Origin of the sequence: Pseudothioclava nitratireducens, assembly GCF_029210495.1 — a bacterium.
Taxonomy (GTDB): domain Bacteria; phylum Pseudomonadota; class Alphaproteobacteria; order Rhodobacterales; family Rhodobacteraceae; genus Pseudothioclava; species Pseudothioclava nitratireducens.
This window is the reverse complement of sequence record NZ_JARGDK010000003.1, coordinates 211183-237124: the sequence shown is the minus strand read 5'-3', so window position 1 is coordinate 237124 and position 25942 is coordinate 211183. Positions and strand designations below refer to the sequence as shown.

Annotated in this window: 25 protein-coding genes; 12 read left to right on the top strand and 13 right to left on the bottom strand. The window is 62.1% G+C overall.

The window, feature by feature from the left end; translation table 11 throughout:
• On the bottom strand, positions 1–1059 hold the full coding sequence (locus P0X85_RS05185; protein WP_275809522.1) for a hypothetical protein: 1059 nt from the start codon (positions 1057–1059) through the stop codon (positions 1–3).
• Positions 1052–1609 (bottom strand): ATP-dependent protease subunit HslV, encoded by a 558-nt coding sequence (hslV, locus tag P0X85_RS05180; RefSeq protein WP_275809519.1) that lies wholly within the window; start codon positions 1607–1609, stop codon positions 1052–1054. The genes P0X85_RS05185 and hslV overlap by 8 nt, the downstream gene beginning before the upstream one ends.
• Positions 1610–1680: 71 nt before the next feature.
• Here hslV and P0X85_RS05175 point away from each other — a divergent pair, with 71 nt between their 5' ends.
• Complete coding sequence (locus P0X85_RS05175) at positions 1681–2625, top strand: aminoglycoside phosphotransferase family protein (RefSeq protein ID WP_275809516.1); 945 nt, start codon at positions 1681–1683, stop codon at positions 2623–2625.
• A gap of 41 nt (positions 2626–2666) precedes the next feature.
• Here P0X85_RS05175 and trxA read toward each other — a convergent pair whose 3' ends face one another.
• The 8 genes from trxA to regB form a co-directional block, all read right to left on the bottom strand.
• Entirely contained in the window at positions 2667–2987 is a 321-nt protein-coding gene (gene trxA, locus P0X85_RS05170) for a thioredoxin (RefSeq protein WP_275809513.1), read from the bottom strand.
• Positions 2988–3042: 55 nt separating this feature from the next.
• Positions 3043–6420, bottom strand: coding sequence for a double-strand break repair helicase AddA (gene addA / locus P0X85_RS05165; RefSeq protein WP_275809510.1), 3378 nt, complete (start codon positions 6418–6420; stop codon positions 3043–3045).
• Entirely contained in the window at positions 6417–9350 is a 2934-nt protein-coding gene (gene addB / locus P0X85_RS05160; protein ID WP_275809507.1) for a double-strand break repair protein AddB, read from the bottom strand. Before addB ends, addA begins: the two co-directional genes overlap by 4 nt.
• A complete protein-coding gene (locus P0X85_RS05155; protein WP_275809503.1) occupies positions 9343–10035 on the bottom strand; it encodes a nucleotidyltransferase family protein in 693 nt (230 codons plus the stop codon). The genes addB and P0X85_RS05155 overlap by 8 nt, the downstream gene beginning before the upstream one ends.
• On the bottom strand, positions 10011–11012 hold the full coding sequence (locus tag P0X85_RS05150; RefSeq protein WP_275809500.1) for an aminoglycoside phosphotransferase family protein: 1002 nt from the start codon (positions 11010–11012) through the stop codon (positions 10011–10013). The genes P0X85_RS05155 and P0X85_RS05150 overlap by 25 nt, the downstream gene beginning before the upstream one ends.
• Positions 11005–11493 (bottom strand): tRNA (adenosine(37)-N6)-threonylcarbamoyltransferase complex ATPase subunit type 1 TsaE, encoded by a 489-nt coding sequence (gene tsaE, locus P0X85_RS05145; protein ID WP_275809497.1) that lies wholly within the window; start codon positions 11491–11493, stop codon positions 11005–11007. The genes P0X85_RS05150 and tsaE overlap by 8 nt, the downstream gene beginning before the upstream one ends.
• A gap of 42 nt (positions 11494–11535) precedes the next feature.
• Positions 11536–13137, bottom strand: coding sequence for a PAS-domain containing protein (locus P0X85_RS05140; RefSeq protein WP_275809494.1), 1602 nt, complete (start codon positions 13135–13137; stop codon positions 11536–11538).
• A 96-nt stretch (positions 13138–13233) separates the two neighbouring features.
• Positions 13234–14637: a sensor histidine kinase RegB gene (gene regB, locus P0X85_RS05135; RefSeq protein ID WP_420851782.1), complete on the bottom strand. Its 1404-nt coding sequence runs from the start codon at positions 14635–14637 to the stop codon at positions 13234–13236.
• Between the two features lie 93 nt (positions 14638–14730).
• Between regB and P0X85_RS05130 the strand changes: the two genes are divergently transcribed.
• The 3 genes from P0X85_RS05130 to P0X85_RS05120 all read left to right on the top strand — a co-directional run bounded on the left by P0X85_RS05130 (position 14731) and on the right by P0X85_RS05120 (position 16382).
• Positions 14731–15372: an SCO family protein gene (locus tag P0X85_RS05130; RefSeq protein ID WP_275809491.1), complete on the top strand. Its 642-nt coding sequence runs from the start codon at positions 14731–14733 to the stop codon at positions 15370–15372.
• 69 nt (positions 15373–15441) lie between these two features.
• On the top strand, positions 15442–15996 hold the full coding sequence (locus P0X85_RS05125) for an ActR/PrrA/RegA family redox response regulator transcription factor (RefSeq protein ID WP_275809488.1): 555 nt from the start codon (positions 15442–15444) through the stop codon (positions 15994–15996).
• Positions 15997–16073: 77 nt separating this feature from the next.
• On the top strand, positions 16074–16382 hold the full coding sequence (locus P0X85_RS05120) for an H-NS histone family protein (protein WP_275809485.1): 309 nt from the start codon (positions 16074–16076) through the stop codon (positions 16380–16382).
• Between the two features lie 18 nt (positions 16383–16400).
• Here P0X85_RS05120 and P0X85_RS05115 read toward each other — a convergent pair whose 3' ends face one another.
• On the bottom strand, positions 16401–16985 hold the full coding sequence (locus P0X85_RS05115; RefSeq protein WP_275809482.1) for an HD family hydrolase: 585 nt from the start codon (positions 16983–16985) through the stop codon (positions 16401–16403).
• Positions 16986–17114: 129 nt separating this feature from the next.
• Between P0X85_RS05115 and P0X85_RS05110 the strand changes: the two genes are divergently transcribed.
• The 4 genes from P0X85_RS05110 (at position 17115) to P0X85_RS05095 (ending at position 20230) form a co-directional block, all read left to right on the top strand.
• Positions 17115–17594, top strand: coding sequence for a hypothetical protein (locus P0X85_RS05110; RefSeq protein WP_275809479.1), 480 nt, complete (start codon positions 17115–17117; stop codon positions 17592–17594).
• A gap of 71 nt (positions 17595–17665) precedes the next feature.
• A complete protein-coding gene (gene ahcY / locus P0X85_RS05105; protein WP_275809476.1) occupies positions 17666–19057 on the top strand; it encodes an adenosylhomocysteinase in 1392 nt (463 codons plus the stop codon).
• A 139-nt stretch (positions 19058–19196) separates the two neighbouring features.
• Positions 19197–19757 carry a class I SAM-dependent methyltransferase gene (locus P0X85_RS05100; protein WP_275809473.1) on the top strand — a complete coding sequence of 187 codons (561 nt, stop codon included), beginning with the start codon at positions 19197–19199 and terminating at the stop codon, positions 19755–19757.
• A gap of 131 nt (positions 19758–19888) precedes the next feature.
• A complete protein-coding gene (locus tag P0X85_RS05095; RefSeq protein ID WP_275809470.1) occupies positions 19889–20230 on the top strand; it encodes a DUF2853 family protein in 342 nt (113 codons plus the stop codon).
• A gap of 108 nt (positions 20231–20338) precedes the next feature.
• On the opposite strand, the gene P0X85_RS05090 is transcribed toward P0X85_RS05095, so the two are convergent.
• Positions 20339–20950 (bottom strand): enoyl-CoA hydratase/isomerase family protein, encoded by a 612-nt coding sequence (locus P0X85_RS05090; RefSeq protein ID WP_275809467.1) that lies wholly within the window; start codon positions 20948–20950, stop codon positions 20339–20341.
• Between the two features lie 113 nt (positions 20951–21063).
• Here P0X85_RS05090 and P0X85_RS05085 point away from each other — a divergent pair, with 113 nt between their 5' ends.
• The 4 genes from P0X85_RS05085 (at position 21064) to P0X85_RS05070 (ending at position 25373) form a co-directional block, all read left to right on the top strand.
• Complete coding sequence (locus P0X85_RS05085; protein WP_275809465.1) at positions 21064–22557, top strand: DUF2125 domain-containing protein; 1494 nt, start codon at positions 21064–21066, stop codon at positions 22555–22557.
• Positions 22558–22632: 75 nt separating this feature from the next.
• Positions 22633–23982 carry a TldD/PmbA family protein gene (locus P0X85_RS05080; protein WP_275809462.1) on the top strand — a complete coding sequence of 450 codons (1350 nt, stop codon included), beginning with the start codon at positions 22633–22635 and terminating at the stop codon, positions 23980–23982.
• The gene (locus tag P0X85_RS05075; protein ID WP_275809458.1) at positions 23969–24769 is read left to right on the top strand and encodes a 3'(2'),5'-bisphosphate nucleotidase CysQ; all 801 of its coding nucleotides are present in this window, start codon (positions 23969–23971) and stop codon (positions 24767–24769) included. Before P0X85_RS05080 ends, P0X85_RS05075 begins: the two co-directional genes overlap by 14 nt.
• Before the next feature lie 49 nt (positions 24770–24818).
• Positions 24819–25373, top strand: coding sequence for a flavin reductase family protein (locus P0X85_RS05070; RefSeq protein WP_275809455.1), 555 nt, complete (start codon positions 24819–24821; stop codon positions 25371–25373).
• On the opposite strand, the gene P0X85_RS05065 is transcribed toward P0X85_RS05070, so the two are convergent.
• Positions 25370–25933, bottom strand: coding sequence for a PqiC family protein (locus P0X85_RS05065; RefSeq protein ID WP_275809452.1), 564 nt, complete (start codon positions 25931–25933; stop codon positions 25370–25372). The two genes, P0X85_RS05070 and P0X85_RS05065, sit on opposite strands and share 4 nt — an antisense overlap.
• Positions 25934–25942: the final 9 nt, after the last annotated feature.

Below are 25942 nucleotides of genomic sequence, written 5' to 3'. Positions count from 1 at the left end.
TTACTCCGAATAAGGGGGGAGCCGGGATTTGCCGGGAAAATCGGGTAGCGCGCGCATCAGTCGTGTGCGCATATCCGTCCAGAAGGTGCCAAGGGCGGTAAGACCGAGGCCGACGATCAGAAGCACGCTCGCCCACGAGCGGGGATCGCCCGGCTCATGGGTCACATAGCCGATCAGGAAGATGAGGTAGCCGATGCCGGCTGTGAGGAAAGACCTGCGGTCGATGATCAGCGCGAGCAGGGCGATGGCGGCGAGCGAGAGGGCGAGCAGCGCGTAGCCTGTGCCCGGCCCCATCCGGTAGAAGGTGAGAGCGACGGTGTTTACCAGCGCGGGGGCTGCGGTCAGATGCAACCAGAAGCCAGAGGCCGAGTTGCGGCCCAGGCGGTGCGGGTCGCGCATGTCGAACCACAGGCCTCCGGCGAGCGCGAGCAAGCCGAAAATCAGCGTGCCAAGGGCGATAGAGCCGCCCTGGCGCAGGTCAAAGAGCGACTGCCAGCCCCGCAGCCCTCGTAGGCCCGCGCCCGCATCCCCGAGCATGACGAGCGTGGCCACAAAACCTGTGGCGCCAATGAGGAACATCGTGAAGGGGAGGCGGAACTGGCGATACCACGCGATCAGCGCAGCGGCGGTGGCGGCGAGGGACAGCAAAAGCCCACCCCGGACCGACGCGATGTCATCAAGGCCGCGTGCAAAAAACCACCCCGCCGTGCCAAAGGCCGCTGCCGCAAAGGCCGTCACCAGCACGATGGAGGGCAGCATCATGCGTCGCTTCAGCGTGAAATACCGCGCGAGTATCCAGGCAATACCTGCCCAAATCCCTGTAATCAGTCCAGGATTGCCCAAAAGTGCCGTCAGCCCGAAGGCGCCGGTGATCAGGATCGACAGACCGACGGCCACGAAGACCTCGGAGAAGCCACGGAACAGTTCAAACGGTTCGTCTTCAGCAACGCGGACGCCGGCGCGCACCTGCGCAAGAGCGAGCACATCTGCCGCTTGTGCTTCGGTCAGATGACCGGCGGCAACGGCGGCGCGCAGGTCGTCGCGTGTGACATCAACCACCAATGGTCTCCACGGTGAGATTTCCGTTGGTATAGACACAGATATCGGCCGCAATCGCCATGGCTTTGCGGGCCACGGTCTCGGCATCGAGATCGCCCTCGATCAAGCCGCGTGCAGCGGCGAGCGCGTAGTTGCCGCCCGAGCCGATCGCGGCAATCCCGTGTTCGGGTTCCAGCACGTCTCCGGCGCCGGTCAGCACGAACAGGTCCTTGCCATCGGTGACGATCAGCATCGCTTCGAGGTTGCGCAGGTATTTGTCCATGCGCCAGTCCTTTGCCAGCTCGACGCAGGCGCGTGCGAGTTGCCCCGGCGCGGCTTCGAGCTTTTTCTCCAGCCGTTCGAGCAGGGTAAAGGCATCGGCGGTCGAGCCTGCGAAGCCCGCCACAACATCGTGTCCACCGGGGGACAGCCTGCGCACCTTGCGCGCGGTTCCCTTGATGACAGTCTGGCCAAGGCTCACCTGCCCGTCGCCCGCGACCACCACCTTTCCACCCTTGCGCACGCCGATGATCGTCGTGCCGTGCCAGCCGGGAAACTTGTCTTCCGCCATAGCTACCTTCCTGCCAATCTGTCAGAACCTATATGGGCGGCAGCGGCGCGCCCGGCAACCCCGAGGGAGCGATGACCCAGATCTGGCGTGAGGAATTCACTGAACGGGCGTTGCGATCCTGGGCCGGACTGGCGCGGCAGATCGGACGCGCGCCGGAGGCGTCGCATCGGGTGCTGAGCCTGCGCAATGAGGGCGGGGTTCAGCGTGTTGTCCTTGCTTTTCCAACCGAAGGCGCCGTGCTCAAGCAGACGTTCGGGGGCTTCACGGCCGAGGCTTTGGCCCGGCAGGCGCAGGCGCAAGACGAGGCCGCAGAGGCGCTGGCGGGCGACGCGAATTGTTACGTCCCGCGGGTTCTGTGGTCGGCGCCCGAAATGGGGGTGCTTGTCACGGAGTTGGCGCCGGGAGAGAGCGCGTCCGGACTGATCGAGAGCAGTGCGCAGTCTGATGAGATTGATGCGGTGCTTCGTCAGGCCGGGGTGTGGCTGTCTTGTTTTCACGCGCGGTTCGATGCCGGGGAACATCCGTTCAACCCGACCCCAGTGCTCCGCTTCATCGAACAGCGCATGGCCGATATTCGGGCCGGGTCGGTCATGATCGCAGAGCCCGAGGCCTTCGTCGACTTCTCGCAGGAGGTTTTGCGGCTTGGGGCGGCCTTGGCAGGAAAGCCAACCCGCCGCACGCGGCTTCACGGCGACTTCAATCTGCGCAACGTTCTTATCGCACAGGGCCAGATCGCGGCGATCGACTTCACGCCCGCCCGGATCAGCCCGGCGGGGTTCGATGTGGCGCGCTTGCTGCTCGATTATGGCGCGCTGTTCGAACCGGAAGCCGAGGGGGATCAGCGCGTCGCGGCCTTTTTCGATGGCTATCGATTTACCCCGGCCAGCGATGCCACGGTTCAGTTTCAGCGCCGAAACCAGATCCTTGCCGATTGGGCACGTATTCCCGCCGATCCGGGACAACGAAAGCTGCTTCACGACATTCGATTGCAGCGGCTCATGGCGATGGCGCAATAAAAAGGGCGCCGAATGGCGCCCTCAATTGGATCTGTCGAGGATCAGATCGCCGATTCGATCCAGCTTTGCAGCGCCGCTTTCGGAGCCGCGCCAACCTTGTTCGACACGACTTGGCCGTCCTTGAACAGGAACAGCGCCGGAATGCCGCGTACACCCAGAACGGCGGGGCTGTCGGGGTTTTCGTCGACGTTGATCTTGACGATTTTTACCTTGCCTTCCAGTTCGTTGGACAGCTCTTCGAGTGCCGGGCCGATCTGGCGGCAGGGGCCGCACCATTCTGCCCAGAAGTCGACGACAACGGGGATCGGGGCGTTGCGCACTTCTTCGTCGAAAGTGGCGTCGGTAACTGCAACGGTAGCCATGGGGTTCTCCTGCGGAATTGGGTTGAGCAGAACGTAGGCCCCGCCCCCGGATGCGTCAAGATGCGGTATCTGTGCACAGTGACGCATCAAGTTGTGCGGTTGGCAGCTCCATCATCGTGCCCGTCACCGTCCAGAAGATGAAGCAAGAGATCGGGCGGTCGGGATAGATCCGGCGCAGCGCGGCGCGGTAAGCCGCCATTTGCCGCGTAATCCCGAGAGGCGTTTGTGCGGCGGTCTCGGGCACGATGGCGTTCGATTTGAAATCGAGAATGCGGATGTGGTCCGCTTCGACCAGGAGACGGTCTATGGCACCGTGAATCCTGCCGCCCAGTTCCTCAAGTTCGACAGTGATTTCCGCCTCGGCAAGGCTCTGCGGTTGGAGGAAGGGCGCCATTTCCGGGTGGTCGAGCACACGGGTTGCCTCGCTGAGCAGCGCGTCAAGATCGTCTTGCGTTTGCGCCCCATCTCCGGCCTGAAGAACCGACTGTGCGACCTCTTGCCAAGTATCGCGCGGGAATTGCGGGAGATGCTCGAGCAGGGCGTGGAGCGCGCTCCCGCGCGCGAGCGCCGCTTCGGTGTCGATCAGGCTGTAATCGCCGGGCATGGCCTTTGCCCCACCAAGCTGTGAGGGCGACAGAACTGGCGTTTCGTCGACCGGGGGCGGGGCAGGCGCCGAAATCCATGCTGGCAGCGGCACTTCATCGACGGTGCCGGGCGCATGCCGCGTCGGGTCATCTGCGGGCCAGGAACCGACTGCAAACCGCTTGACCGGTCCAAGCTCTACAAGAGCATCAGAATAGCCAGAAACCGTCTCTATTTCTGCGGAATCCAACGCCTCTTGCACGATGGAATACCAGCTATCCGTGCCGGTGCCGACTTTCCCTGCGCCCGCGACGATCAGCCATTTCTCGGCGCGGGTCATTGCCACGTAGAGCAGACGCATCGACTCATCCTCGGTGTCGCATTTGGCGTCACCAAGCACCGCGTTCAGCGCGTCGGGGATATGGCCCTTGGTGGGTTTCCAGACAGGCAGGCCGTCATCCAACAGGTAGACCGGTTTGTCGGCCCGATCCGTGCGGATCTGCGTCTCGGGGAGAATGACGATTGGGGCCTCGAGACCCTTGGCGCCGTGCACTGTCATCACCCGGATAGAGCGCCCCTGACTTTCCGCTTGCCGCTTGACCACCACATCGTCGGTCGACAGCCAGCCCAGAAAACCGGTCAGGCTTGGCGTTTCCGATTGTTCGACGGTCATGGCTTGAGAGAGCAACTCGTCAATCCCGTCCTCGGCTTCGTGCCCCAGCCGTGCAATCAGCCGCTCTCGCCCCCGGTGGCGCGTCAGAAGGCGCTCGATCAGTTCGAAGGGCCGCAAGAAATCGGCATTATCTCGCAAATCCTGAAGGATAGAGACTGTTTCAGGGTGATTTTCGGTTTTGCGCAACGCCTCCCAGAGATAGCCCTCCCGAGGCTGTGCGAGACTGAACAGCTCTTGCTCGTTCCACCCGAAAAGCGGTGAGCGCAGCGCCTCGGCCAGCGAGAGATCGTCCTCGGGTGTGGCAAGGAAGGCGAGGGTCGAGCGGATATCCTTGACCGCCAGTTCCGCACTAAGCTTGAGCCGATCCGCACCCGCGATAGCCAGCCCTCGCATTTTGCAAGCGCGGATGATTTCGGTAAAAAGCGCGCTGCGTCGGCGCACGAGGATCAGGATATCGCCCTCATGGATGGGGCGCGGGCCGTCTTTGCTCTCGATCTGCACACCGCGTTCGATCATCGCACTGATTTCGGCTGCAATCGTATGCGCCAGGATGCTGTTGGCCTCTCCCGGCGACACCAGATCGACCGGATTCTCCCAATTCTCGTCATCGGGTTGCTTGACGCCTTCGATCACGGGCCAAAGATCGACCCGCCCCGGCATGTCGTGAAACGCGACGTGCTCCGGTGCCCCCCCGAGCCCGCCTTGCGCGGGTCCGGCAAAGCTCCGATCCACCATGTCCAGAACCGCGGCCGACGACCGGAACGAATGCTCCATCTCACGGATCTTGAGCGGGCGGTTGATCGCGCCGAATTTCGTCGAAAAATGGCTCTGCATCGCCTGAAAACGCACAAGATCGGCCCCTTGGAAAGAGTAGATCGACTGCTTGCGGTCGCCCACGACAAAGATCGTCCTGGGTGCCTCATGCGCGGTCTCTCCGGCGGTGAACTCGTCTGCGAGTTTCTCGATCACCTGCCATTGGCCCGGACTCGTATCTTGCGCCTCATCGACCAGAATATGGTCGATTCCGCCATCAAGCCGGTAGAGCACCCATTGCGCCACCGACGGGTTTGACAAAAGTGCCCCCGCCCGCTCGATCAAATCGTCGAAATTGAGCCAGCCCCGCGCCCGTTTCTGAGCTTCGAACCGGGGAAGAAAACACTGTGCGAATGTGTGCAGCGCAAGTGTTCGCTCCGCCAAAAGAAGGTGGAGTCGGGTCTGTCTTGCATCGGCAATCCGCTCCATCAACTCGTGTAGCTCGGGGATGAACTTGGCGCCGGGACCCTCGGCAATCGGCTTGGTGGGGAGAGAGCCAATCTTGGGCCCGAATGGATTTTTTGTATTCTCTCCAAACAAGAGAACGGTCTCCAGCGCCCCGATCGCTTCCATCGAAGGCCGCTGCACGGCGAGCAGCTTTGCCGCCGCCCTGACGTCGTTGCTGCTGCTCGTCGCCATGAGCCGCGCAAGCGCATGCAGCATCTCTATATCACGCTGCTTAAGTGTACGCTCGACAAAGGCGTCGGGCGTGAGCTGGGGGTCCTCGCCGAGGCGGCGCAGGATATCGCCCAAGGCCAGGGGTTCGGAAAACCCTGTCCGATATTTCAGAATATCCTTGATCAAAGGGGTCAGCTTGTCGCCCGAAAGGAAGCGCGCGACGCTGTCGAGAACTGTGCGTTCCGGCCCGGCGGCAATCTCTTCGACGATATCCTGTTGCAGCAGGACACCTGCCCGCTCGTCCATTTCGGTGAAGCCGTGTGGCACCCCTGCTTCAAGCGGAAACCGCCTGAGTAGAGACGCACAGAAAGAGTGGATCGTCTGAATCCTGAGCCCGCCCGGCGTCTCGATCGCCTTGGCAAAGAGCCGCCGCGCCTCGGCCAGCCGCTCGTCCGTTAGATCGGTATCAAGCCCAAGCTGGCCCAACTCATCGCGCAGCTTGGCTTCGGGAAGCATCGCCCAGCCGCCCAGCCGCTTGAGAAGCCGGTTCTGCATCTCGGTTGCGGCGGCTTTGGTATAGGTGAGGCAGAGCACTTTTTGCGGCTCTGTTCCTGCCAAAAGCAGGCGCGCAACCCGGTCGGTGAGCACCTTGGTCTTGCCCGACCCGGCATTCGCGGAGAGCCAGACAGATTCAACCGGGTTGGACGCGGCAATCTGGCGCTCGGTCGCGGCGTTGAAACGGGTCATTCAAGCACCTCGGCATGGCTGGGATCGGTCAATTCCCATTCGCCAAAGCGGGATAGCTGATCGTAATCACTTGTCGCGTCGACCGAATGCATCGCGCGCCGCGCGGTGTAACCTTGCTCGGGGTTGAAATAGCGGGCGATCAGCTTGGTGAATTTGACCCAAACCTCGTCCAGTTCGCCGGTTTCTGGCTCGATAACCTGTGTCTCGCCGTCCCCGCCAAGGCGGATATAGGTCATATCAGCGACCGCAACCGGCCCGATCTTCGTAAATGCGCCGCGCTCGGCCATCGCGGCCTCCAGCAGCAGTTGCTTGTCGAAGCTGCGCATTTGCTTCTTCGAGGGCACAGTCCCGGATTTATAGTCAAGAATGCGGGCTCGTCCGTCGTGGAGAATATCGATCCGGTCGGGTTTGGCGGTAAGCGTAAAAACCGGCATTTTCAGTGAAATGGAGTCTTTTTCTTCCATGATGGCGGGCGTGCCTTCTGTGCGGCGCACAAACTCGTCGGCCACGAAACTCTCTGCGATCTTGCGGATGCGCGCGAGCCAGAGTCGCTGTGCGCTCGGGAAGGGAATTTCAGCTTCAAAGACCTCCTGCGCCGCGAGCAAGAGCTGTTCCTGCAAGCACTCCGGCGGAAGGTTTGGGTCAAACGACTTGACGAAGCGTTCGATCACGTCGTGCAGGACCTGCCCCCGCAGGCGCGGATCGGGCTCCGCCCGCAGCGGATCAAGTTTGCGCAGGCGCAAGATCCTGCGTGCGTAAATTTCGTAAGGATCGCGGATCAGTGTCTTGATGGACGTGACGGGAAGCTCGCGCGGGCGGGTTTCGACGGGTGGCCGGGGGGAGGGGCGTCGTGCGGGCGGGATGGTGAATGCCGGCCGCTCCATCGTCTCGACCATACGCAGCCAGTCATCGCCACGCGCGCACATCGCGCGATAGGCTTCTGGCCCCTGTCGCTCGGGAAGGCCGTTGATCAGGTTCGTTAGCCGATTGAGCCAGCGCGAGGGCACCGTTTCAGCCTCTGCATCCCGGCTGGCGCGGGTCAGCACGACACGGCGCGCGCCAACGGCTTGCTGAAAGTCATGCGCCGAGAGGCCAATCTGCCTTTCAGGCAGTAACAGACCCGCATCGAGCCGCATTTTACGGCTCAGCCATGGGTCCGGAGCGGTCGCTTCGGGCCAACTTCCTTCGTTCAGCCCGGCAAGCACCGCAAGATCCGCGCCTTGAACGCGCGCCTCCAGCGTCCCCCAGATCATCACGTTGGGATTCACGATCTCTGTGCGCCGGATCATGCCGCCCTGAAGCAGCCGCCGAAGCAGATCTGCATAATCCGCAGCGGCGTATTCGCCGCCGAATGGGGCCTGTTCTGCCAGCTCAGAAATGATCGCGCGACACTCCGCACCACCCGGTCCGCTCCAGAACGGGCTCGCTTCGATTTTGCCGCCCGGCCCTGCCACGAGGTGCGCAGTGCTGCCGATATGGGCCTCTATAACGGCAGACAGAGATTGTTTCGGCGCAGCCTGTAAGGACTCGATGAACTCAGAGAGCCAGTCCGCCCAAACGGTGCGATCGTCTGCCTTGCGCGCGGCCCATTGCGTCAGGGAGGCTCGGTCGGGAAAGGCGGGCCCATAGCGGCGCAGGTGCAGTTCGAGATCTCGGGTCAGTCGCAGGTGGTCGCCTCGCCCGGTTGATCCAGTCGCCACAAGCGGGTGCTTTAGAAGGATTATCAGGTCTTCGATCGAGAGCGTGGCGCCACGCGCCTCGGCGACATGGCGCAGCAACCGGCCTGGGGCCGACAGATGGAGCGGTTGCCCGCCGCTGTCGTCGGGGCGGATGCCCCAGCGGTCAAGCGCCGCTGCCACGCGCCGCGTCAAAAGCCGGTCGGGCGTGATCAGGGCCGCAGTCTCGCCCCGTTCCAATGCGTCGCGCAGGACCAGCGCGATGGCCAGGGCCTCTTTGCGTGGGTCGGGCGCCGCGATCAGGGTCAGATCGCGGGTGGTTTCGGGCAAAAGCGCAAGATTTTTCCCCTCGCTCAGCCACTGATCGGTGACCGGTGCGGGACGCATTGCCAGCGAAACGAGTGCATTGCGATCCGGCGCATGGGGGCGCGCATCTGTCCAGAGCTTTACATCACTCGGGCCCAGGCCGAGGCGATCCATCAGAGCCTTGAAGCGATATTGCGGATGATCTTCGGCCGGGATTTGGCCAGAGCAGAGACTAGTCCAGCCAGAAATGGGCATATCGAAGTCAAACCCCGGCAGGATGACCGCCCCATTCGGCAGTGACGCCACAAGCTCCATGAAAAGCGAAGTGCTGCCCCGCGATCCGGTAGATCCGGCGACGATCACGGGGTCTGCGGGCGGTGCGGCACGCCACCGTTCGGTAAGGGTCTCGACGACTTTGCGCTGGCGCGCTTCGGCGTCGAGCTCGGCCGAATCTGCAAAATAACGCGCCACGATACGAATAAACGCGAGACTGAATTGCCAATGCGCGGCATGGCTGCTTTCGATTTCAAGCGCAGCAAGATCGTCGGGCGTTACCCCCTCGACCTGCATCTCCGCCATCAACTCCGCGAGACTGTCTGCGAGTGCGAAGATCCCGGCGCCGCTCTCAAAACCGGGAAGCCGCCCGATGAATTGTTCGACGAGTTGCGCCAGCTCAAGGCGACGGCGAAGTTTTGGGATAGGCGCGGGCAGGCCCGGCATCGGCAGATTGCCCAGATCCGTAATCAGGCGAATGCGCGGCACGAAACCATCCCCGTGCCGATCGAATGCCTCTTTGACCGCGCGCTGCATCCGGCCCGCGTTCAGATAGAGCGTGACCCGAGCCATGGCCTCGGGCGGTTCATCGCTGAAACGCGTGATCAACCCGCGCACGAGGGCGTCGGGAAAATCGACACCGATGGGCAGCGCGTGGAGGCCCGGTTCAAACATCGCCTTCCTCCAACATCGCCTCTGCGAGCGGAATGCTCTCCGGGCGCCCGACATCGCACCAGCCGCCCTGATGGATCAGGCCAAAGACGCGACCTTCCGCGATCAGCTTGTCCCAAAGAAGATTGAGTGAGAAGACATCCTCTTGAATCGTCTCTATTCCAGCGGGATTGATGATCTGGGCGCCGGTGTAAACGTAGCCGGTGCCGCGGCTGATGCGACCGTCGGGTGCCACCGAGAAATCGCCTTTGCCCTGGTGTCCACGGGCGTTCTCGGGCGGAACGAGAGCAAGCAGCGCGGACATCTCCGACCCCGTCCAAGCGTCACGGAGCTGGCGCAGGATATTCGCTCCGGTCCAGATGGCATCGGTGTTCAGTGTGAAAACAGGCCCCGAGCCAAGCAGAGGCAGCGCTTTGCGCAACCCCCCGCCGGTTTCGAGAATCCGGTCGGTTTCATCGGAAATCCGAATGGGCCGCCCGGAGAGGTGATCAACGATTTGGGCGCCGCGATAGTGGATATTCGCAACCGTTCGCGCGATCTGCGCCTTCTCGACAAGATCCAGCGCGTGGTCGATCAGCGGGCGTCCGGCCACTTCGACCAAAGGCTTGGGGCGATCCTGTGTGAGAGCGCCCATGCGCGTGCCGAAGCCGGCCGCGAATAGCATCAGCGCATCGGGAGCGTGCCGCATTTGTCTTTGATCCTGTTCAAAATGTCTTGGTCTGGCCTTGGATAGGCGGCGAGAATGACGCGGGCGAGCGGCTCGAGTGCGGGATGGCTCAGATTGCGCTCGATATAGGACCAGCTTCGCGGGATCAGATCGACGTAATGCGCTTTGCCCATGGCCATGCAGAGCCGGGCGAAAATGCCGACAATACGCAGGGAGCGTTGTGCGCCGAGCAGAGCGTAGATCGTATCAAATCGATCCTGTTCCAGCATATTTTGCCTCGCATAGCGCTGGCGCTCGGCGGTCTCGGTCTGGGCGGAGACAGCGCGCCGGGCATCTTGCAACACCGAGACGAGGTCATAGGCGGGATGGGCGCGTACGGCGTCTTGAAAATCCAGAAGCCCCAGACGGGCGGGCCCCGCGCGATCCGGTAGCCAAAGGATGTTCTCCGCATGGAAATCGCGCAGGCACATCACGGGCGCCTCGCGGTTGAGCCCGGAATAGAGCGCCGCGATCCGCTCAGGAACCTCGTCGGCTGCCGTCGCTGAGCGGCACGGATACCAATCCGGGACGATCCTTACGAGATCGGCCAGTTCCATAGCGCCCAGATCTGGCAGGAAATCGGGCGCAGGGACGCGGTGCAGCGCGGTTAGAAAATCGGTGATCGCAGCATAGAGCGGGGCTTCTTGGGCGGGGTCTTTGGCGACGAGTTGGGCGATCAGATCATCGCCCAGATCCTCAAGGAGCAACAGGCCCTGACCTGCATTTTCGGCAAGGAGGCGGGGCGCAGAAAAGCCGGCTTCGGTGAGCCAGGTTCCGATCCGGACGAAACGCTGCGTCTCGGGGCCGGAGGGGGAGTCCATCAGGATCGCGCTCTGTCCGTTTTGCGTCAGCCGCAGATACCGACGTGCAGAGGCATCGCCCGCGAGCGGATGACGCGCAGCGTTTCCCCAACCGGCCTGTGTCAGGAACGCGTCGATATAGGTGTGCCGCTCAGCCATCAGAGTCCTCTAGAAACGCGACCAAACGCCCCCGCCATGTACGATCGCCAAAGCCCTCGACGCGGCGCGACTGCCCCTCATTCTCGTAGGAAAATCGCAAGGTGAGGGCACGGTCCGGGGCCAGATCGCCAAGCCGGTCGGGCCATTCCACAAGACAGATTGCGCTGTCGAACGCCTCTTCGAGGCCAAGCTCGATCGCCTCGTCGGGGCTGGTCAGCCGATAGAGGTCGCTGTGCCAGATTTCCGTGCCTGCATCATAGGTTTGCACCAGCGTGAAGGTTGGCGAGGGGATGTCTTCTTGCGCCCCATTGGCCGCGAGCAAGGTGCGAATGACGGCGCGAGCGAAATGTGTCTTGCCCGCACCGATTTGCCCCTCAAGCAACAGCACGTCGCCAGCGCGCAAGAGCCGGGCGAAGGCCGCACCGAGGCGATCCGTAGCATCGGCATCGTCAAGCAGAAGGGAAAAGAGCGCATCGGGCATGGCAGCAGTTTTACCGCCTCCGATGCGCTCTGCAAGCGAGGATCACTCGGCGTTGAGCAGGGGGCGGTCAGTCGAGCCACCGATCTGTTGTGCCGGCAGGGGCTCTTGCCGATGTCCCGTGGAAAAGCGGGCCATCAGCGCACCGCCATGAAGGATCGAAAAGCGGCAGTCGATCTGATTGCCCGATTTGAGCCGAACCTGCCCGCTCAGCGGGGTCTTGTCGCCGAGGCGCAGTGCGTAATCGCGCAGCCGCGCCCAGATCGGGTCGGGATCACAGTCGTTTTGCCATAGCTTGAGCGCGTCCAGCAGCGTCACTTGTCCAAGCGTGGTTTCCGGCTCTACCCGCCAGAGCGCGCCATAGGCCGCATTGGACAGGGCCATCTCACCCGAGGCTTGGAAAACGGCGACCGCCTCGGTCATCTGGTCGAGCATTTCGTGGGTCATCTCGATCTCGGCGCGGAAACGCCGGGTCAGAGACATTTCGGACGAGATATCCTCGAACAAGAAGGCGACCGCGCCGTCTGGATGGGGGCGTCCCGTGACCCGATAGGTCTGTCCGCTCGGCAGGCTCCATGTCTCGGTGTGGAAACCGGCGGCCGCGGCTTTCTCCAGTTCGGTCATCTGCTGGCGCCAACTGCGGTAGTCCTTGGGTTCGGGCATCATGCGCGCCTCACGGAGCCGGTCGAGGAAGGCGTAGAGCGTGGGTCGCCCCGAGAGGAATTCCGGTCCAAGCTGCGTGAGGTCCAGCAACGCCGGGTTGAACAGTTGCAACTGTCGCTGCCGATCAAAAATAGCAAGCCCGATGGGCAGATCGGCGAAGGTCTTGGTCAGGGTCTGCACGAAGTCGCGCAACGCTTTCTCGGCACGCACCGTCGCGTCGGCAGGTAGCGCGAAGTAGAGCGTCCCACTCTCGATTGGAAAACTGTGCGTGTCGAACCAGATGGCGGTTTCGCCCTCTCCCTCGATCCGCAGTCGCCGGGGACCATGCTGTAGCGCTCCTTGCGGCACCGCGAACATCTTGGGCAGCGGCCAGATCAGGGTCTCATCCGCGGTTTCAAGCGCGTGAGAGCGCAGGATATAGGCGCGGTTGGCCCAGGTGACATCGCCGTTCGCATCCTCGCGCCAGATGAGTGCGGGCGATTTATCGAGCGTCTGGCGCAGCAGGTCCAGCTCATCTTCGAGGGCCCGCTGAGAGAGGCCGTCCACCATGATCCCGCGCCCCTCAGCCTCCGGGTCGATGAGCGTGATGCGGGCCAGCCCGGCGATGTCTTCAGCAATCAGGCGCAGTTGCGCCTTGCCATCGTCGCCCGGCTTCTCGGTCAGCTCCAGCCGGCCATTGGCCGCCAATGTGGACATTGCCTCTGCGAATTTCTCGAAGCGCGGAGCGATGAAGGTGGAAAGCCGCGCCCAATCGCTGCCGGCGACGGGAGTCGCGTCGAGCAGCGTGCGTGCCGGTGCGGTGGCGTCGACCAAGTCCTGATCGTCAAAGAGGAAAACAGTTTCTTCCAGCTCTGGATGCGCGTGACTGCGCACCGTTGGTTTGGCGCGTCGACTGAGCACAACCGACATCACCATCAACGCCAGTACTGCCGAGCCAACCGATGTCAGCCCGATCAGGAGTGCCTGTAGCCATTGCTCTTGCATTTCTTGGCCTCTTAACCTGTCCCGAGGCCAGTTTTGCGGGGCAATAGTTAATGGCCGGTTAAGCGAATAGATCTAATTCTCTCGATCTGCACACCATCAGATGACAAAGGGCTGATTCTCGCCCAGTGGCCCGGCTTCGGGCGGCGCGAGGCGTTGGATCGGCCAAGTGACCGTGACCACCGCTCCAGATCGTGTCGGCTGAGCGCGGTTCGCGGAAAAAGGCTCTGTCCCGTTGGCAAAACCCAGCCGTGCTCCGGTACGTTCGAGCAGGGTCTTGGCGATGAACAAGCCTAGCCCCATACCTTCATATTCCGGGCGCTGGCTGCGATCGGGGGGGGTGCCGCGACTGTGCAAAAAGGGATCGCCGATCCGGTTGATGACGGTCGGCGCATAGCCCCGCCCGTCATCCGAAATGCGCACGGTGATGGTCTTGTCGGTCCATTCAGCATCGACCCAGACGGTGCTTTGGGCGAAGTCGACGGCGTTCTGGATCAGATTGCGCAAGGCGTGGATGAGCGCGGGATAGCGATAAACGGTGGGCAGTTTGTCTGACCCGCCCTCGCCCGGCGTCGTGTCAAAATAGATTTCCTTGCCGCGCTCCATATGGGGCTCTGCGGCTTCGCGGAGCACGGCAAGCAGGGGCGCGGTGCGCAGATGCAGGTCGTCCTTGCCCGCGCGGCCCATAGAATGAAGAATGTCCCGACAGCGATCCGCCTGCTCGCGGATCAGCAGCGCATCGCCCCGCAAATCCTCGCGGTCGTCCAACTCATCGGCAAGCTCGGAGGAGACAAGCTTGATCGTCGCCAGTGGCGTGCCCAGTTCATGCGCCGCCGCCGCGACGACCCCGCCAAGATCGGTGAGCTTCTGCTCACGCGCCAAGGCAAGCTGAGTCGCCAGAAGCGCATCGCCCATCGTGTGAATCTCTTGCGCGATGCGGTGGGCGTAAAGCCCAAGAAAGGCGACGCCAATGATGATTGCGATCCAGTAGCCGAATTCCAGCACCGGCGGGACGCTGATCACCTCTCCGGCGCGGGTCACGAGCGGCAGGTGATACAGTTCGGCAAGCGTGATCATGCCCATCGTCGCAAGACCAAGCAGGATCGTCGGGCGCCGTTCGAGTGCGGTGGCTGCGATCGTCACCGGGACGAGGATCAACAGCGAGAACGGATTGTTGAGACCGCCGGTCAGCGCCAGCAGCAGGGCAAGCTGGGCCGTATCGAACAGCAGTGTCGCGGTGACTTCGGCCTGCGTCAGACGGCGGTTTTCGGGGAACAGGAAGATGGCGACGAGGTTCGCCGCAACGGCCGCACCGACGGTTGCCAGACACAGCGGCAAGTCGAGCGCGATCTCATAACAGCACCACGCGACAAAAAGCGCTGCAAGCTGACCCGCAATGGCGGTCCATCGCAGGTAAATCAGCGTGCGCAACCGCACCCAGTCATAATGGGCCTCGGGCGCGATTTGATCTGTCGCAAAGCTTTGCTGGGCTTGATCTGTCAAAAGATGGGTCCGGTTGTCACATTTAAACGACCGAGCCTTGATAGTAGCCTCACGCCGCGCGATCAATGAAAGACCAGAACACAGGATAAGCCAATGCCGATTTCCACTCGCACCTATGCCATCATTGCCGCAGTGGCCGCCGCGGCAGGTCTTGGCCTGACTTGGGGCGTAACTCAGTTTTCCGCCGGGTCCGAAGACATCTTCGCGCAATGCCGCCGCGGTGTTGTGGGGGGCAGCGGCCAGCTTGGCGGGCCGTTCACGCTTGTCTCTGAAACCGGCGAGACGGTGACGGACAAGGATGTCGTGACCGGGCCGAGCCTGCTCTATTTCGGCTATACGTATTGTCCGGATGTCTGTCCGCTTGATAATACCCGAAATGCCGAGGCGGTTTTTCTGCTCGACGAGCGCGGATATAACGTGACGCCCGTGTTTATTTCCGTCGATAGCGAGCGTGATACTCCGGAAACGCTGGCGGAATTTACCGATATCATGCATCCGCGCATGCTTGGCCTGACGGGCTCGCCGGAGCAGATCAAAGCGGCGTCGCAGGCCTATCGCACCTATTACAAGGTGCAGAATCCGGGCGATCCCTACACGCTCATCGACCACTCGACGCAGACCTATCTGGTCTTTCCCGAGATCGGTTTCGTCGAGTTCTTCAATCGCGACACAACCACCGAACAAATGGCCGATCAGGTCGCCTGCTTTGTCGATGCCTATAACGCGGCAAAGTGATCTTTCGGGCGTTTGACGCTTTGGGCGGAAGCGCCTAAAACATCTCAGGAGAGAACAGAGGAATGAGCCATGGCCGAAGATGAGTTTGTCGAACTGGGCGCGGATCGGACGCTGCTTCTGGTCGATGACGATGTGCCATTCCTAAGCCGTCTGGCGCGGGCCATGGAGAAGCGCGGATTCGAGACTGTTACGGCGGAAACCGTGGCGGCGGGCAAGGCAATCGCGCAATCGCGCCCGCCGGCCTACGCGGTTATCGACCTGCGTCTCGAAGATGGTAACGGGCTTGACGTGGTAGAGGCGTTGCGGGAGCGGCGCCCCGGTGCGCGGATCGTTGTCCTGACGGGCTATGGCGCCATCGCAACTGCGGTTGCGGCGGTGAAGATCGGCGCGACAGACTATCTGTCGAAGCCCGCCGATGCGACCGACATCACCAATGCGCTTCTGGCCAAAGGCGAAACGCTGCCGCCGCCGCCCGAAAATCCGATGAGCGCGGATCGCGTCCGCTGGGAGCATATTCAGCGCGTTTATGAGCTCTGCGACCGAAATGTTTCGGAAACGGCACGCCGCTTAAATATGCATCGGCGCACATTGCAGCGGATTTTGGCCAAAAGAAGCCCGCGTTAATTGCAATTTGCAAAATAAATATTGTGCTCTCGTTTATTCAGGCTAGAACCAACTCGTCTGAATAAACGGAGTCCCTAATGGATATCGACACTCTTTCCCTTGCCGAGTTGAAGTCGTTGCGTGCCCGCGTCGATCGCGCCATTAACTCGTTTGAAGAGCGTAAGAAAAAAGAAGCGCTGAAAGCGGTCGAGGAAATCGCTCGCGAAAAGGGTTTTACGCTCGCGGAACTGACCGAGGCCGCGCAAACCAAGACGCGCAAACCAGTGCGTCCGAAATATGCCAATCCCGCCGATGCCAGCCAAACCTGGACCGGGCGCGGTCGCAAGCCGCTTTGGGTGCAGGCCGCGCTGGCCGATGGCAAGACGCTCGACGATCTTGCGATCTGACCGGCCCGTGGTCGTCGCTTAGACCTCGGCCATGAGGGATGCATAGCGTGCGGTGTAGTCCGCACGCACGTCCGCCGGCGGTCTGAGGCGGATGGTGAGGCCGCGCGCGACATTCGGGTCGAGTTTTCCAAACAGCTTGTCGGCCTCATCGGTGGAGAAGCCGGCAATTTGTTCGGCTTCGAGCCGGGCAGAGACGATATCCGCAGCCTTGATCGCTTTCTTGATCGGCGTGGGCAGGCTTGTCGGAAGTCCGAACCGCAGGTGGATCGCCGCAGTCAGCCGCGCGTCCAGCTCTCCATAACCGCTGCCGATGGCCGCCTTTACCGGGCTGATCATGTCACCCAGCACATATTCCGGTGCATCATGCAGCAGGGCCGCCAAGCGCCAGCGCGCCCCGATCCCCGGATTCTGACGGGCGAAAATCTCTTCGACCAGCAGCGAATGCTCTGCGACCGAATAGGGCCAGTCGCCCAGCGTCTGACCGTTCCAGCGCGCGACAAAGGCCAGTCCATGGGCGATGTCCTCCACCTCTATATCCATCGGTGTCGGGTCGAGCAGGTCGAGCCTGCGCCCCGAGAGCATCCGTTGCCAAGCGCGTTTCATGGGTCCTCCTGATTGGCCTCAGAGCTATCCAATGCCTGACCGTCTGTAAACGTGAGATCGGTCCGTTTGGGAACCGATGCGGGGTTTGGTGGTTGTTCCGGCAGACCTAAACAGACGGAGACCGCTCCGATGACCAAGAAAACAACATTTGCGATGATCGCGTTGACCGTGATCGGGGCTGCCCTGCCAGTCGGTTTTGCGGCCTCCATGGTGCTGCCCGATGAGCGGCCGCCCAAGATCGACGATTTTGCGGAATACGGTCGGCCCATGGATGATCACGGCTCCGCGATCCCCTATGGCGATCTGTCGGTCTTCGACGCGGTCGAGGAGTTTGGTGCGGCGCAGGATGTCAATGTGCCCTATTGCGATCAGCGCGCCCAGCTAGTTTCCACGCTCAAGCACGACTTTGCAGAGCATAAGAAAACTCATGTTCCGCTGGAACAGGGTCGATCTGTAGAACTCTGGGCCTCGGAAATCATGGGAACCTGGACCGCGGTCTACACGCGTTCTGACAATGTTTCCTGCGTGGTGTCGTCGGGTCTTGGTTGGGCGGCCGGGCAAAGCCCGCTCGCCCTGCTTGAAGCCGAAGGGATATTGCCCGCAGGGTAATGCGCGCGCTCATTGCCCGTTAAGGGTCCCGATGATAAAGACGCCTCAAATGTGAATTTGGGGAGCCTCTTATGGCCGATTACATCATCAAAGATATCTCGCTTGCGGAATTTGGCCGCAAGGAACTCGATATCGCCGAAACCGAAATGCCGGGCCTGATGGCGTGCCGCGCGGAATATGGCGAGAGCCAGCCGCTCAAAGGCGCGCGCATTGCGGGTTCGCTGCACATGACCGTACAAACCGCTGTGCTGATCGAGACGCTCAAGGCGCTGGGCGCGGACGTGCGTTGGGCCTCGTGCAACATCTTCTCGACGCAGGATCATGCGGCAGCGGCGATTGCTGCGGGTGGCACGCCTGTCTTCGCGGTCAAGGGTGAGACGCTTGAGGAATATTGGGCCTACACCGACAAGATTTTCCAGTTCGACGAAGGCACCTGCAATATGATCCTCGACGATGGCGGGGATGCGACGCTTTACATCCTGCTCGGCGCGCGCGTCGAGGCTGGCGAAACCGACCTGATCGAAGTGCCGACCTCGGAAGAAGAAGTATGCCTCTTCAATCAGATCAAGAAGCGCCTTGCCGAAAGCCCCGGCTGGTTCACCAAGCAGCGCGACGCGATCAAAGGTGTCTCTGAAGAGACGACCACGGGCGTGCACCGTCTCTATGATCTGCACAAAAAGGGCCTTCTGCCCTTCCCGGCGATCAACGTGAACGACTCCGTCACCAAGTCGAAATTCGACAACAAATACGGCTGCAAGGAATCTCTCGTGGACGGTATCCGTCGCGCGACTGACGTGATGATGGCAGGCAAGGTCGCTGTCGTCTGCGGCTATGGCGATGTGGGCAAAGGATCCGCCGCGTCGCTGCGTGGCGCCGGTGCCCGCGTGAAAGTGACCGAAGTCGATCCGATCTGCGCGCTGCAAGCTGCGATGGACGGGTTCGAGGTCGTCGTGCTCGAGGATGTGGTTTCCAGCGCCGACATCTTCATCACCACCACCGGCAACAAGGACGTGATCCGCATCGAGCATATGCGCGAGATGAAGGACATGGCGATCGTCGGCAACATCGGCCATTTCGACAACGAAATTCAGGTCGCCGCGCTCAAGAACCACAAATGGACCAACATCAAGGATCAGGTGGACATGATCGAGATGCCCTCGGGCGCGCGGATCATCCTGCTCTCCGAAGGCCGCCTGCTGAACCTCGGCAACGCCACCGGCCACCCGAGCTTCGTGATGTCAGCGAGCTTCACCAACCAGGTTCTCGCGCAGATCGAACTGTGGACCAAGGGCGAAGAGTATGCGCCGGGCGTCTACATCCTGCCCAAGCATCTCGACGAAAAGGTGGCGCGCCTGCATCTCGACCGGATCGGCGTCAAGCTCACCACGCTGCGTCCTGATCAGGCCTCCTATATCGGCGTCACGGTCGAAGGCCCGTTCAAGGCGGATCACTACCGCTACTGAGTCGCGGCAGCATCACTGACCAAGGAAATGCGGGCGAAGGGCAACCTTCGCCCGCTTTCTGTTGCTTGGTTCAAGCCGCACGGTAGAATCCGCGCATTCACAGCGCCCTTTGGGGCCTTTAATCGTATCTGAGGGCAGTATGGAATCTTCGAAACGTGACCGTGTGCGTGGCCGCTTGCTGGCATTGATGCCAAAAGGTGGAGTCTGCGCAGAGATCGGTGTCTGGGAGGGGAATTTCTCGGAACGTATCCTTGCAGAGACCGAACCGGCGGAACTCCATCTCATTGATCCGTGGCTCTACCAGCCGGAATTTGGCAATACCGGCTTTGGCCGCAAGAAGAACGAACATCTGATGGAGGAGAAATACCTCTCGGTGGTCGAGAAATTCCGCTCGGACGCGCGCGTGAAAATTCATCGTGCGATGTCCGAAGCCGCGCTGGAAACGCTTCCCGACGGCACGCTCGACTGGGTCTATATCGACGGCAACCATAATGAGCCGTTTATCAATCAGGACCTCGAGATCTGCCTGCGCAAGGTGAAGCCGGATGGCATCATCGCGGGTGACGATTTCAACTGGCAGTCGGACAATCTCGGAGCACCGGTCAAACGTGCGGTTGAGGCGGTGGTAACGCTGCTTGGTCCGCGGGCGGAGCTTCAGGTGATGGCCAACCAGTATATCATCCGCCTGAAACGTGGGTGAGCGACGGGGAAGCGGCACGGATTTTTCCCTTGGTGTCGCGGGAGTCTTCACATTAGGCTCTGCGCATGTCGTGACGCCCTTTGGCGCCGGATGACAAAAACCAGGTATTATTCACAGGTGGGAGTGAACAAATGGGTAAGAGAGACGAGCTGATCGCGAAATACGCCGATGACCTCAAGAACAAATGCGGCATGACCCCGGATATGGCGCTGCTGACCAAGGTCACGATCGGCTGCGGTCCGGCGATCTACAATGCCGACGCCTCGACCGTCGCAGGCAGCCAGGCTTCCGAGCTTGAGACCGTTAAGAACAACTTCCTCATCAAGAAGCTCGGCCTTGCCGATGGCCCGCAGCTGATGGACGCGATCAATGCTGTCATCGAGACCTATGGCAAGTCGGAGCGCAACAAGTATCGCGTTGTGATCTATTACATGCTCGTGAAGCATTTCGGCAAAGAGGGCGTCTACGCCTGAGCCGTTAGAAACCGAATTCAGAAAAGGGCGCATATTTCATGCGCCCTTTTTCTTTTTGGCGTTCATCACATCAGAGATGAGTTGACGAAGCGCCTGATGCGACTGCGCTCAGATTAGACCCTTGATCCCCGCGACATGCTCGGGCGTGGCCGAACGCGCATCCGCAGCGAGCGTCGCGATGGTCTCATCGAGCGCATCGGTCTCGACGATCCGGTCGATCAGACCCCAAGACAGTGCTTCGGGCGTCTCGATCTTTTGCCCGGCCATCAGGATCATCTTGGCCCGCGCCGGTCCGATCAGCGCGGCCATCCGCTTCGGATCGGAGGGTTGCGGCAGGAAGCCAAGCTTCATGACCGGATAGAAGAATTTCGCGCCCGGCACCGCGATGCGCAGGTCACAGGCCAGCACCATCCCCATCGCCCCCCCCGCGAGGGTTCCATTGAGTGCCGCGATGCTCAGGCAGGGCAGGGCGGCAATTGCGCCCGACAGACGTTCCCAGACGGGGTCGGTCGCAAGACCCGCGCGGGCCTCGTCCAGATCGGCGCCAGCCGAGAACACTTTGCCGCGCCCGCGCAGGACGAATACACGCGCCCCCTCACGCCCGGCGCTCTCTGCCGCATCCGCGATCGTGCTCAGCATCTCGCGGGTCAGCGAATTGGCTTTGTCCTGCCGGTCGATTGTCACGGTCCACAGCCCGGCGTCCTGGCTCACCTCGATCATGGCGCAGTCTCTCCTCATGGTTTCGTTATGTCCTAGCAGCCCCGCGAGCCCTTGACCATTGCGACGGGGGGCGGGATGCTATTGGCGAATTCATATGTGCAAAGAGGTATGACATGGGTCGCATTATGGCCGTTTCGGCGGGAATGGTATGCGCAGCAGCGCTTAACACGGGTGCCGTTTTCGCCGAGGTCAGCCCGGGGCAGGTCTGGGACGCTTGGAAGTCGCAGTACAAGCTCTATGGCTATGACGTTTCGGTCGGCTCCGAGGAGTCTTCTGCGGGCGCTCTGCGGCTCAACGAGGTTGCGCTGACTCAGGATATCGAAGGCTCGTCCATGGTCGTGAACATCCCGCAGATCACGTTGCGCGATCTGGGGAACGGCACCGTGGAGGCGAGCTTTGCCAAGGAGATGACCGCCGTCGCCAAGTCGCAGATCGACGAGCAGGTGCCGATGACCATGGATATCATGATGCGGCAGGCCGACACGCTCATGATCGTCTCCGGCACGCCCGCGAACCTTGCCTATGATATCACGATGCCGGAATTCGTCATCGAGATGGATCAGCTTGTGACGGAAGGCGATGTGTCGGTTCCGGCGAAGGTCTGGATGTCGCTGAGCGGTGGCAAGGGGACCTATGTTGTCAAGGAAGATGGCGGTCAGCGGATCACCTCTGATTTCGACCTCGCGGGTCTGCGGATGACGGCCTCCGGCGCCGATCCTGAAACCGGGTCGACCTTCCAGATGGAAGGCCGCATGGTCGATTTGAAGGCGGTGTCGGATGCGTTCCTGCCCGAAGGGGTCGATTACGTCGATATGGGCGTGGCGCTTGCGGCGGGGATGGACGCCTCGATGGACATGACGCAGGGCCCGTCGAGCTTCAAGATGGACCTGTCCGGTCCCGACGGAAACGTGACGATCGACGCGCAGTCGCAAAGTGGCACATTTGGCATGAAAATGTCCGAAGAAACCCTGCGCTACGCGACTTCGGGTCAAGGTATTACCATGGCTGCGCGTGCAGATGCGATGCCGCTGCCGATGTCGGCGGCGATGGATGCGGTGGTCTTTGATGTCGGTTTCCCGGTCGCGCCGAACGAAGAGCCGAGCGCGTTTGTCGGCAAGCTGAGCCTTGAGGGGCTGACCATTGCCGATCAGCTTTGGGCGATGTTCGATCCGACCGGGCAGCTGCCGCGTGACCCGGCGACGCTGACCGTAGACCTGAGCGGCGAGGGTCGCGCGACGATGGACTTCTTCGCGCCCGAGCCGGAAATGATGATGGATGCGCCGATGCCCTTCGAGGTTGAGACGCTCAGCATCAACAAGCTGCGTCTGGATGCGGTCGGGGTCGAGCTGGATGGCTCCGGTGCAATGGCGTTCGACAATTCCATGCCGATGCCAATGCCCGTGGGGCAGATCGACCTGCGTTTGGCTGGCGCCAATGGTTTGATGGGCAAGCTGGTGAATATGGGCTTGCTGCCACAGGATCAGGTGATGTTCGCGCAGATGATGTTGGGGCTTTATGCGCGTCCGACCGGCGATGACGAACTGAGCTCGACCATCGAGTTCAAGGAGGGCGGGGAAATCCTCGCCAACGGTCAGCGCATCCAGTAAAGACGACACATGACGGCGGGCCGCCCGGCAGAAACCGGGCGGCCCGTGATTTTCAGCGCAGGGTCTGGAGACACGATGACGCAGCCTCACCTTTCGGATCTGACCGAAGCCCTTCTCGATGCCGCCCGCAGCGCGGGTGCGGAAGCGGCGGATGCGCTTGTGGTGGATGGGCGGTCCGTTTCGATTGATGTGCGCGGAGGTGCGCTTGAACAGGCGGAGCGGTCGGAGGGGATCGAGCTTGGCCTGCGCGTCCTGATGGACGGGCGGCAGGCCTGTGTCTCGGCCTCTGACCTTTCGGCGCGGACCATTGGAGAGATGGCGGAGCGCGCGGTTGCGATGGCGCGTGAGGCGCCGCAAGATCCGTATATCGGCTTGGCCGATCCGTCGCAGCTTGCGCGCGATTGGGACATTGCTTCGCTTGAACTGGAAGACACCAGCCCCGAACCGGCCGCAGCCGATCTGGAGGCGGATGCCCGTGCGGCAGAGGCGGCGGCACTTGCGGTCGAAGGTGTTGCGCAGGTGCAATCGGCCTCGGCGTCCTATTCGCGCCGCCGGATGCATCTGGCGACGAGCAACGGGTTTTCGGGCGGCTATGGGCGCTCGTCGCGGTCGGTTTCCGCGGTCGCGATTTCAGGCGAAGGCCTCTCGATGGAGCGTGACTGGGCCGCCGAGAGCCGGATTTTTCAGGCCGATCTGCCAAGCGCCGAGGAGGTCGGGCACCTCGCCGGGCAGCGCGCGGTCGAGCGGGCCCAACCGCGCCGCCCCAGGACCGGCGCTTATCCGGTGCTCTTGGACGAGCGGATCGCCGGGAGCCTGATCGGACATTTGACCGCCGCGGTGAACGGCAGCGCGATCGCGCGGGGCGCGTCGTGGCTACGTGATGCGCTGGGCGCACAGGTTCTGCCCGAAGGGATTTCATTGATCGAAGACCCGCATCGCGCGCGGGTCTCTGGCTCGCGGCCCTTCGATGCCGAGGGGTTGCCGACGACCCGGCGCGCTATTGTCGAGAACGGCGTGCTGACCGGCTGGACCCTTGACCTTGCCACCGCACGAAAACTGGGGATGCAAAGCACCGCGAGCGCGTCGCGGGGCACCTCTTCGCCGCCCTCGCCGGGGACGGGCAATACGATGCTGACCCAAGGCTGCCGGTCGCGCGAAGACCTGATCCGTGAGATGGGCACGGGGCTTCTGGTGACCTCGTTTATCGGCTCGACCATCAACCCGACGACGGGGGATTACTCGCGCGGGGCGTCCGGCTTCTGGGTCGAGAACGGCGAGATCCAATATCCGGTCAACGAATGCACGATTGCCGGAAACCTGCGCGAGATGCTGTTGCGGATCACGCCGGCAAATGATGCGCGGATGCACCTGACGCAAGTCGTGCCGTCGCTTCTGGTCGAGGGACTCACGCTTGCCGGCCAGTGATTTCGAAACGGATCTGACGCTGCTGACCGATGCCGCCCGTGCCGCGGGCGAAATTGCGTTGGGGTATTGGCGCAAAGGGCCCGATGCCTGGGACAAGGGGGACGGGGCCGGGCCGGTTTCCGAGGCAGACCTTGCAGTCAATGCGATGCTTGAGGCCGAGTTGCGCGGTGCGCGCCCCGATTATGGATGGCTGTCAGAGGAAAGCACCGATGACCCCGCGCGCCTTGAGGCCGGGAGGGTTTTTATCGTCGATCCGATCGACGGAACGCGGGCGTTTCTGGCCGAGGATGGCAGTTTTGCGCATGCGCTTTCGGTGGTCGAGAATGGCGAAGTCGTTGCCGGGGTGGTGCATCTGCCTGTGGTCGGGCTGACCTATGCCGCCACGCGGGATGGTGCGGCACTGCTCAACGGTGCGCCGATCCAGCCCAACAGCCGCGCCGAAATCGACGGAAGCACGGTTCTGACCTCCAAACTCTCCGACGATCCGGGGCATTGGCGACAGGGGCAGCGCCCTGATTATCGCCGAAGCCTGCGGCCTTCTCTGGCATGGCGGCTGTGCCTGGTAGCGGAGGGTCGCTTTGACGCGACGATTTCGCTGCGACCCGCATGGGAATGGGATACCGCTGCGGCAAGCCTGATTTCAGAGCGGGCGGGCGCAATTTGCACGGATCAGCGTGGAGAGCGACTGCGGTTTAACAATGCCATCCCGCAATCACGCGGCCTTGTGGTCGCCAACCCGGCGCTGCATGCCGCTTTCCTGAGCCAGTTGCGAGATTGGCCGATCTAGGCTTGCCCTTTGGGCCGGAGGGTTTATCTCATGCCCTCAGAGGAGCGACATGACCGAGAGCAGCAATATCGAGACCGCGATCGAGCGGGCGGAACAGGCCAGTCACGGGCGCCGACCAGATGCGGCGGCCCAGAGGCGGCTGCGCACGGCGTTGGGTCGCTTTGCAACCGGCGTCACGATCGTCACCACGCGTGAGAGTGATGGCGCGCCGGTCGGAATGACGGTGAACAGCTTTGCTTCGGTTTCGCTTGAGCCGCCGCTGGTGCTTTGGTCGGCGGCGCGATCGTCGCTGCGCTATGCCCATTTCGCCGAGGCAGAGGCTTTTGCGATTCATGTTCTGGCGGAGGACCAAAAGGCACTGGCAGAGCGTTTTGCCCGGCAGGGGCATGGGTTTGACGGTCTTGGGTATTCTCTCAATGAACGGGGCGTTCCGGTTCTCGATCACGCGCTGGCCCGGTTCGAATGTGACACCGAGGCGCGTCATGACGGGGGGGATCACACGATCATCATCGGTCGTGTGACCCGTTTCGAGAGCGTCGAGCAGGGTGCGCCGCTTGTCTTCGCGCATGGCTCCTACGGGCGGTTTTCGCCCGGTCTTGATTAATCGAGCGCCGCGATTTTCTGCGACAAGAGCGCGATGGCCTGCGATTGCGCGCGCGCGATGGCGGCGGGGCCTTCGGCTTCGATCGGCACGGCCAGATCGAAGCGGCGCACGATATCGCGGCCTGAACCGTAGCCTGCGGGCGAGACGAAATAGACGCCGCTCAACTGCATGACCTGATCCGCGCGCGGCAGCATCTGCTCAATCCGGACTTCGATCCGGCGCGCGGGTTCCTGAGCGAGCGGCCAGGGCTCGGCGATCACCGTGGCGCCGGACCGATCCGAGATTTGCCGTGCGAGGCTTAGCGTCACGGCACGCGCCGGGTCATCCGCCCAGACATTGTCCGGGGAGGAGCGCAGCGCACCATCCTCGGTCTGCCAGATGATTTCCTGTCCGGCCGCATATTGCGGCAGCGAGACCTCCCGCAGTTCGGCATAGCCAAGCTTGTTCGGCAGCGTCTTTTCCGCCTGGGCCGGATCGACCGTATAACGCCCGGTCGCGGTGGGGTCCGAGCAGGCAGCAAGTGCCAGAAGGCCAAGGGTCAGGAAGCGGGTCGGGGTCATGGGGCTCTC